Here is a 17,560-nt window from a genome sequence, read left to right as displayed (position 1 = left end):
TCTTGGTTATAGCAGTATTTCGAGCAAAGATAAATTGAGAAACAGTATTTTTACCAAAAAGAACCTCAATTTTAATTTTTCAATGAATTCTAGAGCAAATCAATTAAAAGCATTCGATAGATTATTAACTATAATGGATGAATTGCGTGAGCAGTGTCCGTGGGACAAAAAGCAAACCATGGAAACGCTTCGTCATTTAACGATAGAGGAAACCTACGAATTAGGAGATGCTATTCTAGATAATGATTTAGAAGAAGTTAAAAAGGAATTGGGAGACGTGTTGTTGCATATTGTCTTTTATTCAAAAATAGGAAGTGAAACCAAGGATTTCGATATTGCTGATGTCTGTAATTCTATTTGCGAAAAATTAATACATAGACATCCGCATATTTACAGCGATGTAAAAGTAGAAAATGAAGAAGATGTAAAACGAAATTGGGAAAACTTAAAACTTAAAGAAGGCAAATCTAGTGTTTTAGAAGGTGTTCCAAAAAGTTTGCCAGCACTTGTAAAAGCAGGTAGGATTCAAGAAAAAGTAACAGGTGTAGGTTTCGATTGGGAAGCACCAAATCAAGTTTGGGAAAAAGTAGAGGAGGAGTTAAGTGAGTTTAAAGCTGAAGTTGAAGCCAACGACCAAGACGCCATGGAAAGCGAGTTTGGTGATGTTTTATTTTCATTAGTAAATTACGCGCGTTTTAAAAATATTAATCCTGAGAATGCATTGGAACGCACCAATAAAAAGTTTACAAAACGCTTTCAGTATCTTGAAGAAAAGGCGAAAGACTTAAATAAACCGTTAAAAGATATGACTTTGGCAGAAATGGATGTCTTTTGGGAAGAAGCAAAGTTGTATTTTCGTCAATCTTAAGAGCTAATTAAAAAATAATTGATGCAGAAATATGCTATAATTATAGGTGCTGGTCCCGCAGGATTAACGGCGGCATACGAACTTATTACGCGTACAGATATAAAACCTATTGTTTTAGAAATGTCCGATAAAATAGGGGGGATTTCCAGAACCGAAGTTTATAAAGGCAATAGAATAGATATTGGCGGTCATCGGTTTTTTTCAAAATCGGAAGTTGTGATGAAATGGTGGCAGAATATACTCCCCGTTCAAGGCGCACTGTCTAGCGATGAAATTAATACAAGTAGCGAAAAACTAAAAAGCAGACTGCTAGAGAAATTGGTTACGGGAGGTCCCGATCCGGAAAAGGTAGATAAGGTTATGCTTATCCGATCTCGGTTATCGCGTATTTTCTTTCTACGTAAATTTTTCGATTACCCAATAGCTATCAACTGGAATACGTTGTCATCATTAGGTTTTTTGAAAATTGTTAAAATTGGATGGACTTATGTTTTAGTGAGACTATTCCCCATAAAAAATATAACAACACTTGAAGAATTTTTTATTAGTCGTTTTGGGAAAGAACTTTATCAAACGTTTTTTAAAGATTATACAGAAAAAGTTTGGGGTGTACCATGTTCCGAAATTGATGCCGATTGGGGAGCACAGCGTATCAAAAAACTATCGATGTCGCGAACAATTCTTCATATTATAAAATCGATTTTCATTAAAAATAAATCGATTGAACAAAAAAATATAGACACCAGCCTTATTGAACAATTTATGTATCCAAAATTGGGCCCAGGTCAAATGTGGGAAACCGTAACGGATATTATAAAAAAAGCAGGCGGAGATGTTATTTTTAATGCAGAAGTCAATCAAATAAAAACAGCAAATAATACCATAGATTACGTTAGTTATTCTGATAAAATCACAGGAACAGTTAAAGAAATCAAAGGTGATTACTTTTTTTCGACCATGCCTGTAAAGCATTTAATAAGAAGTATGAAAGCCGATGTGTCTTCGGAAATTTTAGATGTTGCAGAAGGTTTGAAATATCGTGATTTTATTACGGTAGGCTTACTTCTTGATAAATTTAAATTGAACAAAAGTGAAGGAGAGGTTAGAGATAATTGGATTTATATTCAAGAGAAAGAAGTTAAAATCGGACGTCTGCAGGTGTTTAATAATTGGTCGCCTTATCTAGTTGCCGACGATAATAAAACATGGTTGGGTCTGGAATATTTTTGTGACGAAGGTGACGATTTATGGATTAAAGATAATGATGAATTTATTCGGTTTGCCATTGAGGAACTAGATCGTATCAATATTATAAACTCCGAAGATGTTGTGGATAGCACGATAATAAAAGTGCCAAAAGCGTATCCAGCTTATTTTGGAACGTACTCCAAATTTGATAGTATAAAAAGCTTTACCAATGGGATTGAAAATCTCTTTTTAATTGGACGTAACGGGATGCATAAATATAACAATCAAGATCATTCTATGTTAACCGCAATTACAGCTGTAAACAATATTATTAATGGTGTAAAAACAAAAGATAATATTTGGAATATTAACCTTGAGGATGAATATCATGAAGAAAAGTAGTTGGACTTATTTATGTTTTAATCCCTTATTTATAGGTGCTTTTTTATGTTTGGTGCTTCTTGTTTTAGTGCTCCATCCTTATATTGCTTATGATGAAGCCTTGTGGGGCTATATTGGAAGAGCTTGGACGGTAAACGGGCTAGTTCCTTATTTAGGTACTGTAGAAAATAAAACACCTGGTATTTTGATTTTATATGCAATATCAGAATATTTTACTACCGGAAATTTTATCATAGAACGGTTTATTGGGGCGCTTGCAGTAATTTTTTCATCATACTATTTGTATAAAATATGTAAACGGTTGCACAGTGAATTTGCCGGAATTATCGCAATGTGTTTATTTACATTAACCTCGTGTTGGCGTGTTATGGACGGGTTCTCTTTAGCGCAAACGGAAACGTTTATGGTGTTTTTTAGTATTATTTCATTTTATATTTTAATACAAGAAAACTCAAAATATACGTTAAACACTAGAGTTTTTATGGCTGGTGTTTTTTGGGGTTGGCCATTTCATTTAAACAAATAGCAATAACCACTTCAGCAGCCTTTTTTCTGTTTTATTTTATTAATTTATCAGAAGATAAAGGTGTTTCTAAGCGTGTGTTGGGAACGTTATACTTTATTATAGGTATTGTTATTGGTGTGGCTAGTTTGTTTTTGGTGATGTCCTTTTACGGGGTTTCAGTCCAAGATTACCTAAGCGGTGCTTGGTATATTTTGTTAGATTCGGGAAGTGCTGCTCCAGATTTAAAAACACGCATGCTTAATTTTTTCAGAGTTTTTATAAGCTCTCGTTTTATTCTGTTTTATCTGTTCCTGTACTTGTTTAAACTGCAGTATATTGAGTTGAAAAATAAATATATTGTCGGTATTTTAATATGGTTGGCCTTCGATTTTATCGGGGTTAACGCATCTGGCTATTATTATGGGCATCAAATAAAACAAATTTTTGCGCCTATAGTTATACTTTCAGCAATAGGAATCGCCAGTTTTGTAGAAAAGAAAAAGTATTTTAATTATAAAGACCATGTGTACATTGCGGTTCTTGTCGTTTTGTTTTTTCCATACCTTCAATTCAAAAATATAGCAAGTGCTTTTGTAAAGGGAGATGTAGAGCCGTCAAGAACATTAGGGGCGTGGCTTGAAAGTGAAACAAAAGAATCAGATTACATCTATGTTTTAAGCAATGATCAGATATTGATTAAAGCGCTCTATTTTTCTAAAAGACGTTCTTCTAGTCAGTATTTTCATTCTATTTTTATAAATAGTGAGCAAAGCAATCAAGTTCTAAGTCGTGAGTTAAAAGAGAAACCCCCAGTGTTTCTTTTAAAAGAAACTTTGCCTGCTTTAGAAAACACGAAGTACAGTACAGATGTTATTGCGTTTATTCAAAATAATTATACTTTATATAAAGAGGAAAGTTATTATCAAATTTTTAAACGTAATTAAGCTCGGTTTTAAAGGTGTTGAGTCGCGTTTTTTAATGCCAAAATAAGCCTGATTTAATAGCTTGGTTTTTTTATTTCTGATTATCTTAACATGGATAATTTGCCATTAGGGCTTGTTTTTCTTATATTTGCACCATGGTAAAAGGCATACATGAGAAAAGAAATATCAGAATCTTTAACTTCAACTTTCTAGTTTTTAGAAATCAGTCGGAGAAATTCATCCCTCCTGCAGTTTAGCGCCCAACCAATTTTCTTACCCAATTTTTAAACGTTAATTATTTACTTATTAGTTTATAAGTGAATAAATTTTTGCGTTTATGCATTTTTCAATTTACCTAAAATTAGGTGTAATCACAAATAATATCATTTAATGACTATTACAACTTTTGATGCCTTTTCGAGGTTATCAATTAATGATATATCACGAATTTCAAGATTTTTACATGAGCATTCAGGTGAATTTACTGACACCAAAAGTGCAATCAGAAAATCGATTATGTATGCAGCAAAAGAAGTTGCAGGCCTTGGCGGTTACGTTTTTGTGATGGAAAATGAACATGATATTTTAGGAGCCATAGTTGTCAACAGAACAGGTATGAACGAGTATTTAGCAGAAAACATATTGGTATATATGGCTGTTAAAACCGAATATAGAGGTAAAGGGATTGCACAGAAGTTAATAGCACATACCATAAAATATTGTGATGGCGATATCGCTATACACGTTAATAAAGATAACCCTGTTATAGCATTATTTGAAAAACAAGGGTTTAAGTCAAGAAATATAGAAATGCGATTGGTACGATAATCCATTTTAGTAAAAACAAAATATATGAAAATTATACAAGTAAAACGAAATACAACTTATGAAAAAATACACACTGTAAAAATGGGAGAATTAACCTCGAAAGTTATTTATATCAAAAAATATTTGTTCGGGTTGCCTATAAAAACGCTTCATAAATATAGAGAAACGTATTACGGCGAGATCAAGGATGATAAAGATTGTATGCTTTTTGTATAAAAATAATTAAACATTAATAAAAAAATATAATAAATGAAAGTACTAGTAATTGGAGCCGGAAACATGGGGCTAACGTATGCCGAAGGTATGTCGAAATCAAGACTACTTAAAAAGAAAAACATCATGGTTTTGGATAAGTCTGAAGAGAAATTGGAAGAACTAAACCAAATAGCTCATTTTGACGCCTTCAAGGAATTAGAAGACTGCGTGCCACAGGCCGATATTATATTTGTCGCCGTTAAACCATACCATGCCGAGGGCGTTTTTAAAGCGATCAAGTCATTGGTAAAACCACAACAAGTTATTATTTCAATAATGGCTGGTGTCACTATTGAAACCATCACAAGTATTACTGGATTGCAAAAAGTAGTTCGTGCTATGCCTAATTTGCCAGCACAAATAGGTAGAGGCTTAACATCTTATGTAACCTCTCCAGAGGTGTCTAGAATTGAAATGTTAACGGTAGAAAGTTTATTGGACACCACAGGAAAATCCATTCGTGTATCAAACGAAAATCTAATTGATGCATCTACCGGTATTTCAGGTAGTGGTCCAGCTTATGTTTTCTATTTTATGCAAAGTATGATGGAGGCTGCCTTACAAATGGGGTTTTCAAAGAACGATTCTACGGTTTTGGTAAGTCAAACTTTTATTGGCGCTGTAGAACTTTTTAATCAGTCTAATTTATCGCCAGCATCTTGGATGGATAAAGTAGCTTCTAAAGGAGGTACCACAAGAGCTGCGTTAGATTCTATGGAAGATAATAATGTAAACGAATTAATTAAAGAAGCCGCTTTTGCTGCATTTAGTCGTGCAGTAGAGTTAGGTAAAGAAAACTAAAATGCACAAACAAAGAATAGTTATTAAGGTTGGTACAAATGTAATGACCAACAAAGATAATAGAATTGTAAGACCAGTTTTAAGACGATTAGTAAAACAGATAGCAGAACTTTATGAACGTGATATCATGACGATATTAGTGTCTTCAGGTTCAGCTATTGCAGGAAAAGAGGTTTTAGGAAAATCTAAAATCAAAGATAAAACAGTACGACGCCAAGTCTATTCATCCATTGGGCAACCAAGAATGATGCGTCTTTATTATGATATTTTTCATGATTATGGAATGAAATGTGCGCAAGTACTACCTACAAAACGGGATTTTAGCCCAGGAGTTCACAGACAAAACATGATTAACTGTTGCGAAGGTTTACTTTCAGAAGGCGTTATTCCTATAGCTAATGAAGATGATGCTGTATCGGTAACCATGTCTATGTTTTCCGATAATGATGAGTTAGCGAGTTTAATCGCACAGCTAATCAATGCAGATAAACTTATTATTTTAACCGATATAGATGGGCTTTATACAGGGCATCCAGAATCTGCAAGTAGTGATTTAATTAAAAATGTAGACCCGGGAGACGATCTCGATAAATACATTCAGGACAATAATAAAGGTGAAGGAGAAGGCCGTGGCGGAATGGGTTCTAAATTAGATTATGCCCAACAAACTGCTGCCAACAACATTCCAACTTATATTGCTAATGGAAAAAGTGATAACACCATTATCGATATTATAGATGGAAAAGCTGTAGGCACAAAAGTGTCACTTTAAAAAAAAGAGAAAATGGAATTATTATCAGAAAAAATAAAAAATAGCGTATTAAAAAGTATGGAGGTTCTTTTAAAGGAACATCAAGATGCTTTACTAAATGCGAATAAAAAAGATATAGAGGCTTTTAATCAAGAAGATCAAGCCATGTACGATCGCCTAATTTTGAATAAAGATAAGGTTGATGGTATGATTACGGCAATACAAGTGGTTCGCGCACAAGAGGATCCTGTGAATAAAATAATCAGTAGAAAAGAGTTTGATAATGGTTTAGATGTTATTAATAAAACAGCGCCGTTTGGAACTATTATGATTATTTACGAATCTAGACCAGACGTAACCGTAGAAGCTACAGTACTTGCTTTTAAAGCCAATAACAAAATACTGCTTAAAGGCGGTAAAGAAGCCGTACACAGTAATACAGCCATTGTAAAACTTTGGCACATGGCATTAGAAGAACATGATTTGAGCACCGATTATATTCAAATGTTGACCATGAATAGAACGGAAACTCAGGAGTTTTTAAGAAACCCTACCGAGCAACTCGATTTAATTGTACCTCGAGGTGGCGAGCAACTTATTAAGTTTGTAAACGAGCATGCTAAGTGTGCTGTTTTAGTAAGCGGACGCGGTAATAACTTTTTATATGTGGATGAAGCTGCCGATTGGAAACAAACTATTGAAGTCATTTTAAATGCTAAAACTCAGAAAATATCGGCTTGTAATGCTTTAGATAAAATTTTAGTGAGTAAAAAATTGCCTGATTATGCAGGTAGAATTTTAAATTTAAATGAAATTTTAAAGGATAGCGGCGTAGAGGTTTTAGTTGATGAAGAAACAAAAAACATTTTAACTAATGAAGAACTTATAACCGATAATTCGATTTGGTATCAAGAATTTTTAGAAATGAAATGCTGTATTGGTACAGTAAATTCTGTTTTTGAAGCTATTGATAAAATAAACGAATATTCTGGTGGACATTCGGCTACAGTGATGACGACAAACACTGATATTGCTAAAAAATTCATGGAACAGGTAGATTGTGCTGTGGTGTATCAAAATGCATCAACGCGTTTTACCGATGGCGGACAAATTGGTGTAGGTGCAGAGCTTGCTATTAGTACCGATAAGTTGCACCACCGTGGACCATTAGGTTTAAAAGAATTGGTAACCAATAAATATTATGTTTTTGGTGATGGACAGGTTCGTGTTTAGAAACCAACATTTAATTTAAGGTAAGTCCTAAAATATATAAAACAAAAAACTCCGATGGTATAAGCCAATCGGAGTTTTTTTTATGGAGTTACGTTTATAAAAAACGGAATCAAAAAATGTTAATACATGTTTTTGATTTTTACTAGTTTCGTTTTTAAAAGTTCTAAAGATGATCTGTGAGCTTTTATATTATTATGAACGTCTTTTACAAGCGGATTATCCTCATCAACATTAGTAAAAAACTGTAAATTGTTTTCTAATTGATTAATTTGTGCTTTAACTTCATCCATTTTTTTACGGATAAAAGAGCGTTCGTTATCTAAGTTTCTAGTGTCACCATCGGCAGATGTTAGGCTATCTAGCTTATTTTCATACTTAATCATTTCAATTTCATTTTTATCCATTTTTAAATTGGATAATAAATCGTCAATGGTTTTCTGAAACTTATCTTCAATATAGCGTTTGTCGTTTGGTACACGTCCTAAATCTTTCCAGGTGTTAATATGCGCTTTAATTACTGCAATATCGGCATCTTTATCATCTGTAGGTTCAACCGCTTTAAGCGTTTCGATTAGCGCTGCTTTTTTGTTGAAAGCCTCTACATGTTCTTGGCTTACCGCGTTACGTTTAGCGTGTATTTTATCAAAATAATGGTTACAAGCGCCTTTAAATTGTTTCCAAATTTTGTCGCTATCTTTTCTTGGTACATGACCAATTTTTTTCCACTCGTTCTGAATTTTTTTCATCAACGGTGTGGTTACAGCGGTATCTTCACTATCCTTATTGTCTTCGGCTATTTTTATTAAATCAAGCTTCTTTTGTAAGTTTGTATATTGCTCCTTTTTTAGATCTTTATAATAAGCGTTTTTGTTTCTGTTGAAAGTTCTAACGCCATCTTTAAACTTGGCCCAAGTTTCCTCGTTAACTTTCAATGGCACTTTTCCTGCTTTGAAAAATAGGTTGCGTAATTCTTCAATATATTTTATACGCTTTTGCCATTCGCTATGCGAACCACCTGTTTTTTGAGCAATATTATTTATTTGAGCAATAATTTCAAGTTTGGTTTCTAAGTTAACCTCGTAAACTTTATCAATTTCTTTGTAATAAACTTGGCGTTTATCATTAATTATTTTAGTGGCTGCTTTAAAACGGTCCCATATAACTTCACGATGTTCTTTGCCTACTGGTCCAAGTTCTTCCTTCCACATTTTGTGCAATTCTTGTAACTCTCTAAACGATCGCATCACGTTATCGTCTTTGGTTAGTTCTTCGGCACGCTCAATAATTAATAATTTTTTCTCTAAATTATGTTTGAAATCTAAATCACGTAAATCTCTGTTTAGGTGTAAAAAATCGTAAAATAACTCCGTATGGTGGTGGTAACTATTCCAAGCATTATTGTATTTATCACGCGGAATTGGCCCTGTTGTTCTCCAACGTTCTTGCAATTCCTTGAAGTGTTTGTAAGTCGTGTTTATGTTTTCTTCAACATTAATTAACCCTTTAAGCTCCTCGATAATTTCTAATTTATCGGTTAGATTTTGCTTTAAGTTTTTTTCTAAACTTTTATAATGGTCGTTTAACTTATTGCGATATTCCCGATAAGCGGCTTTATAGCGTTTTTCTACTGGTGACGAATAATAAAAATCAATTTCATTACCGCCATCATTTAAAAATTCTTCCTTTTTTTCATCAACTAAAGCTTGATATTGGGTTTTAAATTCAGCATTTATACCATCTACATGAGATTTTATAGCCTGAACTTTTTGCGATTGCACCAATTTTTCCAACTCTATAGCTAAGCCTTCTAACGACATGCTATCGTATTCCTTAACTTCAATGCTATGTCTGTCCTTATTGCCTTCATCTTCGGCGTCTTCCGCGTTAGATTCTTCAATCTCGTTAAGCACTTCATCATCTTCATTTGATACCTCTGGAGTATCAACAGCCACTAGTTCTGGTGTTTCAGTAGCGGTACTTTCTGTAACCGAAGTTTCTTCCGAAGGTGTGTTTTCAGGAGTTACGGTTTCAGAAGATTGAGGGGAACTTTCTATCGGATTTGCATTTTCGGCATCTTCCGCGTTAAGCTTGTTTAATTCAGACATTTTAAAATGTTTAGGTTCGTTGTTTATACTCTAGACTTTAAAGATACTAACAAGTCTATTATTTACAAAGGCTTAGTTGGTGATATTTTTTATAAATCCCAAATAGACCAAGATTTTTCGGCTTGTAGTTTTAGCATGTTTAGCCCGTTAATGGTTGTTGCACCGCGATCTTTACCGTGTTTTAAGAATTTAGTTTGATCGGGATTGTAAATTAAATCGAACAAAATATGCTCATTTGTAATCCCGTTATACGGAATATCTGCACATTGGTCAACGTCGGGAAACGTGCCTAAAGGTGTACAGTTTACAATAACTTGATGTTCGGAAATTATAGCTTCGGAAAGGTTACTGTATGTAAAACCAACACCTTCAGATTGTTTTCGAGATACATATTTGTAATCGATACCTAATTCGCCTAGACTATAAGCAACAGCTTTACTTGCGCCGCCAGTACCTAATATTAATGCTTTTTTATGCTGCGATTTCAAAAAAGGTTTTAACGTATTTTTGAAGCCATAACAGTCGGTATTGTAACCCACAAGTTTACCTTTTTTAGTCACCTTAATCGTGTTTACAGCGCCAATAGCTTTTGCTTTTTTATTGATTTTGTCAAGAAAAGGCATCACGGCTTCTTTGTAAGGTATAGTTACGTTTATGCCTTTGATGTTCTTTGTGTTTTCTATAATTGAAGGAAAGAGATCGATGCTTTCTAAGTCGAAATTCTCGTATGTAGTATCCGTAATTTTTTCGTTTTCAAACTTTTCTTTAAAATAATTTTTTGAAAATGAATATGAAATGTTTTTTCCTAAAAGCCCTAATTTATTCACTTGATTGATTTTTTTAAATTTATTATTTTGAATATCGTGTGCGGTTACCATACCATTCTAAACCTAAAACAAGTGCTATGCCGAATAGAACGAAGCCTATGGCTATAAAAGTATTTGTTGTTAAATCGGGAATAAAACGTTGGTAGTTTAGTACCACTTTAGATCCTGTTGAATCGAATATAAAACTGCCATTTTCTGTGAGTTTGTAAATGGTTTTTTTCCATGGCCATACCACGCCTAAAGAGCCAACAATAAACCCTATAATGGCCGATGTTGTAATGCTTTTATAGCGATCGAGTATATAACTTAATACGTGCGAAAAAGTAACTAAGCCAGTAATAGAACCTAAGGTGAAAATGGCTAGAACTTGCAACATTCTTACACGTTTGGGATTGCTGATGAAATTAAAATTTCCGTTAATAATATCAACGAAGGTGTCATTTAAAGCATTTACCGAATCGACTAAAAGAAGTACATAATTCCCCAATAGAATAAGAATGAATGATCCTGAAAAGCCAGGAAGTGTCATCCCCGAAACACTAATAATACCACAAAAAAACACAAACCAAAGGTTGTCATTTTCCTTGGCGGGATTTAAAAAACTAATACCGACGCCAAGAGCAATTCCAAGAGCTAAAACCAGATAGGTTTGGTAGTTCCAATCTTTAAAATCTTTATTGATGTAATAAATAGAGCCGATAATCATCCCGAAGAATACGCTCCAAACAAAGAGCTCGTAGTGTTTAATAAGATAGTCGAGTAGTTTAGAAACGCTAAAATAGCTCACTATCATTCCAAAGAAAAGCAAACTTAAAAATCGGCCGTTAATGTAGTTGAAAAAACTTTTAAACCTACCGTTGATTAGTAATTTAAAGGCTTTACCATTAACCTTTTTTAGCGAATAAATAAACTCTTCGTAAAAACCTGCTACAAAGGCCACAACACCACCAGAAATACCAGGCACTTTATTGGCAGCGCCCATTCCTAATCCTTTTAAGATTAGAAAAATTTTATCGGTAAGTGTTCTGGTACTTTCCATTATTGTTTTTTGTTCCCTACTTTTTCAAGAATAAAAATAGTTAAAAAACCTAGAATCATTAAGATTATTGAAAAAACTAATTGATTATTTCCATCGAATGAAAACGGCGAGATGCTTTCTTGCAGCACAGCCGATTTAATACCTTCGGAGTTGGTATGCCAAGTTAAGGTTTTTTTCCATGGCCAAACTTTGTTCAAGGACCCAAAAATAAATCCTGTAAGCACAGCTAGAGTAATGTTATGGTAATGTTTGAAAAGCCATTTTAATAAATGACTAAAACTAAGCAGTCCAACTAAAGCACCACCGGCAAAAATGAATATTTTTTTTATATCGAAATCATGAAAAGCATCGCTTAAAGCTTTATAAGCCCCTAGAATAATTAAAATAAAGGCACCTGAAATACCAGGTAAAATCATAGCACAAATAGCTATAGCTCCTGCAATAAATAGAAACCAAGGATTATCATTATTGGTTGAAGCTGGAAGTGTTGTAATGTAAAAAGCTATAAATGCTCCGGCTATTAAACTGATAATAACTGGGATATTCCATTTCTGAATTTGTTTTCCAACGAAAAATATACTGGCCACAATGAGACCGAAAAAGAAAGACCAGATAAGCACTGGATGATTTTCTAAAAGATATTTAGCCAAACGCATCACCGACATAAAACTCACCATAATACCAGCTAAAAGCGACAGTAAAAAGTTACCGTTAAGTTGTTGCCAAAATGGTTTAATGCCTTTACTGAAAAGGGTTTTAATTAAGGAAGCATTGATGTTGCTAATACTATTAATTAACTCTTCGTAGATACCTGAAATAAAAGCGATGGTTCCTCCAGAAACGCCTGGGACGGCATCGGCAGCACCCATAGCGAGTCCTTTAAGCGAAATAATTAAATAATCTTTAAATCGTCTTTGCATGTTTTTGGTTGTTTAATCAAAAACCAAAGGTATGTATTTTAATGAAAAAGGATTATAATTTGTAAAACTTACTTAGAATTTTGTTTGATTAAACTTTGTACTGAAACCATGTGGTAAACCTCCGGAAAAAGTTCCTCTAAGATAAAGCTATAATCTTCATTTAATTTAAAGGCATTTTTTAGATGGAATTCCGCTTTATTACTTTCGTTTAAGGCTAAATATAAACCAGCTAATCTGTATTCTAACTCTGCGGTATCTGGATGAAATTCCACGGCTTGTTCAAAATTATCAATAGCGGCATCAGGTTCTCCTAATTTTATTAGTAAATCACCGCGAGAGAGCCAGGTGTTTAGTTCGTAATTCCCTAATTCTAAGGTTTTTTTAAATCCGCGTTCGGCTTCTTCAAAAAAGCTTAAACGTTGATTTATTTGAGAGTAAAGTTTCCAATAAGTTACATTTTCCGAATCTATATTGATGGCTTTATTTATAAAATAAAGGGCACGTTGATAGTTTTTTCTTCGGTTATAAAATTTTGTAATTGCAATCCATCCCTTATCTAGTAACGGGTCTTCATGTACGGTTCTATCATAATACTGAAGTGCTAATTCGTCGTTTCCTAACTTTTCATAACAATAACCAATATGTAATAAAGCAAATGAAGTTGGATCGTCTAAAGTTAAAGTAAGGGTGTAGTTTTCTATGGCATCTTCATAACGACCAAGTTTTTCTAGTACTTTACCTCGTTCAATATAAGCACCAACAAAAGTATCATCGGAAATAATAGCAAAATCAAAAGCAGCTAAGGCTTTTTTGTTCTTTTTTAAGGCATAATATTGTATACCTAATTGATGCCAAGCAACCTCACTGTAAGGGTTTTTGTCTAAGAATAGATTTAAATACGTAATTGCTTCTTCGTTTTCATTCAAATATTCAAAGCAATAAATGATGTTGTATAATGCTGAATAATCTTCTGTATCACTTTCAAGACATTTCATGAAATTGATTTTAGCATTTTCAAACTGGTCTAGAAATAAATATTCCATACCAATTAGCGAGTATAAATCGATAACATCATCGGTTAATTCAAGCGCTTGTTTTAAAACTTCAATAGCTTTAATGTGGTTGTCTTTTTTTGAAAAGATATTGGCTTTTTGAATGTAGATTTCTTCATTCATGGGGTCAATACTATATAATTCATCTAACAGGTCGTTGGCATCGGTAAGTTTGTCCTCAAAAACGTAAACTTCAACTTTAAATAATTTTAGATTTACGGATGTAGGATGTTGGTCTAAACCTAGCTTAATTGCTTTTTTCGCTAAAGCAATTTTTCCCAAGTTAAGATAGTGATGTATGATGTTTTCAAATTCCTCGGAGTCGAAAAACAAAACATGATTTGTTTTAAGCATCGATTCAAATTTGGAAAGTGTTAAATTATTATTGTCGTTGTGACCTAACTCCATAAGCGCATTTGTAAGGTTTCTACTTTAATAAAGTTAGCATTCTATATCTTGTTTATGCTAAAATTGTTGAAAATGTTTTTAACAAAGTAATGAACATATTTTTTTAAAACAAATCATGTTGACTGTAGTTATTTGATTTTTAGTTATTTAGACTGGTTTTTTGAAGTGTGTAATTGATCTAGAATTTCCAGAATAATAGTACATCCTTTTTCTATTTCTTCATTTGAAATGGTTAAAGGTGGTGATATTCTTACGGCTTTTGCCTCAAATAGTAGCCAAAATAGTATTAATCCTGCGTCCTGGCATTTTAGAATCAGGTTATTCGTAACCTCATCAGAAGGTGTTATTATAGCTAACATAAGACCGATACCTCTAATTTCTGTTATGAGCGGATGCACTAATAACGTCCTAAAAAGTTGCTCTTTTTCAATAACTTCTGGCATCAAATTAGTTTCTGTAATTTCTTTTAAAGTTGCTAAGGCTGAAGCTGCAATTACTGGATGTCCGCCAAAGGTAGTTATGTGCCCTAATTTGGGATTGTCTTGTAAGAGTGTCATTAACTCTAACGAAGCCGTAAATGCGCCAATGGGCATGCCGCCTCCTAAACCTTTTCCGGTTACTAAAATGTCGGGTATGCAATTGTAATGTTGAAAACCAAAGAGTTTTCCTGTTCTTCCGAATCCAGGTTGAATTTCATCTAAAATAAGAAGGGCACCAACTAAATCGCATTGTTTTCTTACTTTTTCTAAATAGCCGTTTTTAGGTTCTATAAAACCGGCACCACCTTGAATGGTTTCTAAAATAACACAGGCCGTTTTATTTGTGATGTTATTTAAGTGATCTTCATTATTGAAATCGATAAACTTAACATCTGGCAATAAAGGTCGGAAGGCTTGTTTACGTTCTTCAAAGCCCATAACACTCATGGCGCCCATGGTATTGCCATGGTATGCTTTATTTGCTGCAATAATTTCACTTCGGCCAGTGGTGCGTTTGGCTAATTTTAAAGCGCCTTCAATGGCTTCGGTTCCTGAGTTAGTTAAATAAGTGGATTGTAACGAGCTTGGTAAGTGTTTTGCTAGAAGCGTGGTGAGCTCCACGGCTGGTTTTTGGATGTATTCGCCATAAACCATAACGTGTAAATATTTATCAACTTGTTTTTTAATAGCTTCTACAACTTTAGGATGTCTGTGCCCTAAAGGGCAGGCAGAAACACCTGCAACAAAGTCCAAATACGGTTTGTTGTTAATATCGTAAATATAAGAGCCTTCGGCATGAGAAATCTCCATGGCTAAAGGGTGAGGTGTAGTTTGCGCTTGGTGGTTTAGGAAATGTGGTTTCATAGTTACAGTAAGTTATTCTGCGGAAACTTTTAATAATGATGCTCCCCATGCGTAGACATCGTCTGTGTTTTTAATTAAGCTGAAAGTAACAGCAGATTCCGCAGGGTTATCGTCTTTTTCAAAACTTATGGTATGTTTTTTCCATTCAGGAGTAAGGATAATTTGCGAAGTTTTTCGTTTTGACGCATCTCCTATTACTACTTTAAGTTCTATATAGATTGAGCCTTTACCTTTTAACCATACGGAAAAGTTATAGTGACCTTCATTAATTTTAAACTTTTGAGTAATCCACCCAAAACTACTTCCATCATGAGTTAATTTGTCAGCTGTCTTTTCTTCATTAGGAGAATTGATTATGTTTGGTTCAACAACAATATGTGTGCCTTTCCAATCATTAGAATCAAAATTTTTGCCAGACTCTAGAATATTGTTTCTCTCATTAATCCGATCCAGCAATTCCTCATCAAAAAAGTTTTCTTGTGGTACATAATCTTCTAAACCTTTTATAACGGCTAGCTCGAAAGGTTCATCTTCTTTAAATATGTCTTCAACAGATTGTGGACGTTCGTCTTCTCGCCAATCGAAACCTTTCAAGAATTTGTCTTTTTCTTTATAGTCTTCTTCAGGATATAAGGTGCCATCAACAACGTTTAACCTAGTGTATTCTTCAATGTCGCTATTCGCAAATAGCATTCTAATACTACCCGATTTGGCTTTGTCAATGCCTATTAATTCTTGTTTTTCATCTCTTGTATAGAAAATAGACTCCGCATTTTTGTTGATGTTTACTTCTCGTAATTCGTTAGCTTCATTAAAATAACCAACAAGTTTTATTCCGAAGATTTGGTTATATCCGTTTTCGCTTATAGTATCCTTACTAATAATGAAGGCATTATTGAAAACGGCCAAAGAATCTAATTTTTCAGTTTTAGAATTTGCAAATAAATGAATGGTATCGCCAGTCATTTGGTTTTCATTGTTCCAAAGAATAGGGCGGCGCTTTGTAGAAAAGGCATCGGTTGAAGCAAAGCGATCTAGATTAATAAGTTCTGTAATACCCGTTTTTTGGTCGGTGTGAATAGAATCGGCTTTAGCACTAATGTCTGATTTATAAAGCTTAGCATTGTAGTAGGCACGAGTAATTCTGTTTTCAGGTTTGCCAGTTACCATAATTTTATCGGCATGTAAATACACCGAGTCTTTCTCTTGTACAGTGGTTACTAAAGCACGTTTTGTAATAAAAAGTGAATCTTTATCTTTATAAACCTCGGCATAATGGCCTGTAACAATACTGTTATTTATAGTATCGGTAACTTTAATGTTGTTTGTAGCCGAGGAAAAACTTCTGGTATTGTCAAAATATAAACTATCACCTTCAATAATGCGATCATCGTAATGTATTTTTGAGTTTTTTAAGGCATATCCGAATTTGTTTTTAGTATCATAAAAGCCTTTTTCACAATAGGTTTCACTCTCTTCTGTAGTTATAGTTGAAGGGCCGAATAAATAGGCAAGCCCCGTGTCTTCATAAAAATCGAAATAATTTGATTTAATGACGGCATCTTCATTGGTTAAAACTACATCTTCAACAAACTGAAATTTTTGATCACTCATATAGTACCTCCCAATTTTACTAGTGATCGTACCTGATGAATCCTTAACGACATTACCGCCACTACGGTAAAAAGATTGTTGTTTTATTCTATCGAAATATAAAGTATCTGTTGAAATTGTTGAATTTGGACTTTTCAGTATAACCTCTCCGTGAGCAAATGCCAATTGCGTGGCACCACTATATTCCACGTATTTGGAGGTCATGGTAATGGTATCGCCTTGTTTTATAATGACATTTCCGTAGGCTTCAACAAAATTATCAGCACTGTAATAAATAGCTTTATCGCACCACATATTACTTCCAGCATGAGTAATATGCACTTGTTGCTGGCTATTTCTTGTTAATACTCTTGCGCCGGGATAATTTTCTTCAGAAACATTTAATCGTCCCGCATATTCAATAATTATTTTCTTTTTGCCTTGTGCCTGCACTAGTGTGGATGTGGCCAATAGAAAAAATAGGAATGTGTATATAAATTTGATTCTTATCAAAATGAA

Annotated in this window: 16 protein-coding genes; 9 read left to right on the top strand and 7 right to left on the bottom strand. The window is 33.8% G+C overall.

The window, feature by feature from the left end; translation table 11 throughout:
- Nucleotides 1-82 precede the first annotated feature (82 nt).
- From mazG to QWY92_RS08765, 9 genes are all read left to right on the top strand, one after another.
- Nucleotides 83-868: a nucleoside triphosphate pyrophosphohydrolase gene (gene mazG, locus QWY92_RS08805; RefSeq protein WP_290270388.1), complete on the top strand. Its 786-nt coding sequence runs from the start codon at nucleotides 83-85 to the stop codon at nucleotides 866-868.
- 21 nt (nucleotides 869-889) lie between these two features.
- Entirely contained in the window at nucleotides 890-2,458 is a 1,569-nt protein-coding gene (locus QWY92_RS08800; protein ID WP_290270386.1) for an NAD(P)/FAD-dependent oxidoreductase, read from the top strand.
- Nucleotides 2,445-2,984, top strand: a complete 540-nt coding sequence (locus QWY92_RS08795) for a glycosyltransferase family 39 protein (RefSeq protein WP_290270384.1) — start codon at nucleotides 2,445-2,447, stop codon at nucleotides 2,982-2,984. The genes QWY92_RS08800 and QWY92_RS08795 overlap by 14 nt, the downstream gene beginning before the upstream one ends.
- The gene (locus QWY92_RS08790; protein ID WP_290270381.1) at nucleotides 2,954-3,907 is read left to right on the top strand and encodes a hypothetical protein; all 954 of its coding nucleotides are present in this window, start codon (nucleotides 2,954-2,956) and stop codon (nucleotides 3,905-3,907) included. The genes QWY92_RS08795 and QWY92_RS08790 overlap by 31 nt, the downstream gene beginning before the upstream one ends.
- Before the next feature lie 369 nt (nucleotides 3,908-4,276).
- Nucleotides 4,277-4,714, top strand: a complete 438-nt coding sequence (locus QWY92_RS08785) for a GNAT family N-acetyltransferase (protein WP_290270379.1) — start codon at nucleotides 4,277-4,279, stop codon at nucleotides 4,712-4,714.
- Between the two features lie 24 nt (nucleotides 4,715-4,738).
- Nucleotides 4,739-4,930 carry a hypothetical protein gene (locus tag QWY92_RS08780; RefSeq protein WP_290270377.1) on the top strand — a complete coding sequence of 64 codons (192 nt, stop codon included), beginning with the start codon at nucleotides 4,739-4,741 and terminating at the stop codon, nucleotides 4,928-4,930.
- A gap of 33 nt (nucleotides 4,931-4,963) precedes the next feature.
- Nucleotides 4,964-5,770, top strand: a complete 807-nt coding sequence (gene proC, locus QWY92_RS08775; protein WP_290270374.1) for a pyrroline-5-carboxylate reductase — start codon at nucleotides 4,964-4,966, stop codon at nucleotides 5,768-5,770.
- 1 nt (nucleotide 5,771) lies between these two features.
- Nucleotides 5,772-6,542, top strand: a complete 771-nt coding sequence (proB, locus tag QWY92_RS08770) for a glutamate 5-kinase (protein WP_290270372.1) — start codon at nucleotides 5,772-5,774, stop codon at nucleotides 6,540-6,542.
- Nucleotides 6,543-6,554: 12 nt separating this feature from the next.
- Nucleotides 6,555-7,754 (top strand): glutamate-5-semialdehyde dehydrogenase, encoded by a 1,200-nt coding sequence (locus QWY92_RS08765; RefSeq protein ID WP_290270370.1) that lies wholly within the window; start codon nucleotides 6,555-6,557, stop codon nucleotides 7,752-7,754.
- 119 nt (nucleotides 7,755-7,873) lie between these two features.
- Here QWY92_RS08765 and QWY92_RS08760 read toward each other — a convergent pair whose 3' ends face one another.
- From QWY92_RS08760 to QWY92_RS08730, 7 genes are all read right to left on the bottom strand, one after another.
- Nucleotides 7,874-9,859, bottom strand: coding sequence for a DUF349 domain-containing protein (locus QWY92_RS08760; RefSeq protein ID WP_290270368.1), 1,986 nt, complete (start codon nucleotides 9,857-9,859; stop codon nucleotides 7,874-7,876).
- An 89-nt stretch (nucleotides 9,860-9,948) separates the two neighbouring features.
- A complete protein-coding gene (locus QWY92_RS08755) occupies nucleotides 9,949-10,686 on the bottom strand; it encodes a shikimate dehydrogenase family protein (RefSeq protein ID WP_290270367.1) in 738 nt (245 codons plus the stop codon).
- A 22-nt stretch (nucleotides 10,687-10,708) separates the two neighbouring features.
- Nucleotides 10,709-11,725 (bottom strand): DUF368 domain-containing protein, encoded by a 1,017-nt coding sequence (locus QWY92_RS08750; protein ID WP_290270365.1) that lies wholly within the window; start codon nucleotides 11,723-11,725, stop codon nucleotides 10,709-10,711.
- The gene (locus QWY92_RS08745; protein WP_290270363.1) at nucleotides 11,725-12,645 is read right to left on the bottom strand and encodes a polyprenyl-phosphate transporter; all 921 of its coding nucleotides are present in this window, start codon (nucleotides 12,643-12,645) and stop codon (nucleotides 11,725-11,727) included. The genes QWY92_RS08750 and QWY92_RS08745 overlap by 1 nt, the downstream gene beginning before the upstream one ends.
- Before the next feature lie 68 nt (nucleotides 12,646-12,713).
- Nucleotides 12,714-14,105 carry a tetratricopeptide repeat protein gene (locus QWY92_RS08740; protein ID WP_290270361.1) on the bottom strand — a complete coding sequence of 464 codons (1,392 nt, stop codon included), beginning with the start codon at nucleotides 14,103-14,105 and terminating at the stop codon, nucleotides 12,714-12,716.
- A 143-nt stretch (nucleotides 14,106-14,248) separates the two neighbouring features.
- Nucleotides 14,249-15,448, bottom strand: a complete 1,200-nt coding sequence (locus QWY92_RS08735; protein WP_290270359.1) for an aspartate aminotransferase family protein — start codon at nucleotides 15,446-15,448, stop codon at nucleotides 14,249-14,251.
- Nucleotides 15,449-15,460: 12 nt separating this feature from the next.
- Nucleotides 15,461-17,554 carry an OstA-like protein gene (locus QWY92_RS08730; protein ID WP_290270357.1) on the bottom strand — a complete coding sequence of 698 codons (2,094 nt, stop codon included), beginning with the start codon at nucleotides 17,552-17,554 and terminating at the stop codon, nucleotides 15,461-15,463.
- Between the last annotated feature and the right edge of the window lie 6 nt (nucleotides 17,555-17,560).

The organism is Algibacter miyuki (genome assembly GCF_030409805.1).
GTDB lineage: Bacteria > Bacteroidota > Bacteroidia > Flavobacteriales > Flavobacteriaceae > Algibacter > Algibacter miyuki.
The sequence above is the reverse complement of the archived record's forward strand: the minus strand, read 5'-3'. Positions and strand labels throughout refer to the sequence as shown.

What these genes read in the sequence shown, in the direction of transcription:
- mazG (WP_290270388.1), top strand. Translation starts at nt 83, where the DNA reads ATGAATTCTAGAGCAAATCAATTAAAAGCATTCGATAGATTATTAACT.
- QWY92_RS08800 (WP_290270386.1), top strand. Translation starts at nt 890, where the DNA reads ATGCAGAAATATGCTATAATTATAGGTGCTGGTCCCGCAGGATTAACG.
- QWY92_RS08795 (WP_290270384.1), top strand. Translation starts at nt 2,445, where the DNA reads ATGAAGAAAAGTAGTTGGACTTATTTATGTTTTAATCCCTTATTTATA.
- QWY92_RS08785 (WP_290270379.1), top strand. Translation starts at nt 4,277, where the DNA reads ATGACTATTACAACTTTTGATGCCTTTTCGAGGTTATCAATTAATGAT.
- QWY92_RS08780 (WP_290270377.1), top strand. Translation starts at nt 4,739, where the DNA reads ATGAAAATTATACAAGTAAAACGAAATACAACTTATGAAAAAATACAC.
- proC (WP_290270374.1), top strand. Translation starts at nt 4,964, where the DNA reads ATGAAAGTACTAGTAATTGGAGCCGGAAACATGGGGCTAACGTATGCC.
- proB (WP_290270372.1), top strand. Translation starts at nt 5,772, where the DNA reads ATGCACAAACAAAGAATAGTTATTAAGGTTGGTACAAATGTAATGACC.
- QWY92_RS08765 (WP_290270370.1), top strand. Translation starts at nt 6,555, where the DNA reads ATGGAATTATTATCAGAAAAAATAAAAAATAGCGTATTAAAAAGTATG.
- QWY92_RS08760 (WP_290270368.1), bottom strand. Translation starts at nt 9,859, where the DNA reads ATGTCTGAATTAAACAAGCTTAACGCGGAAGATGCCGAAAATGCAAAT.
- QWY92_RS08750 (WP_290270365.1), bottom strand. Translation starts at nt 11,725, where the DNA reads ATGGAAAGTACCAGAACACTTACCGATAAAATTTTTCTAATCTTAAAA.
- QWY92_RS08745 (WP_290270363.1), bottom strand. Translation starts at nt 12,645, where the DNA reads ATGCAAAGACGATTTAAAGATTATTTAATTATTTCGCTTAAAGGACTC.
- QWY92_RS08740 (WP_290270361.1), bottom strand. Translation starts at nt 14,105, where the DNA reads ATGGAGTTAGGTCACAACGACAATAATAATTTAACACTTTCCAAATTT.
- QWY92_RS08735 (WP_290270359.1), bottom strand. Translation starts at nt 15,448, where the DNA reads ATGAAACCACATTTCCTAAACCACCAAGCGCAAACTACACCTCACCCT.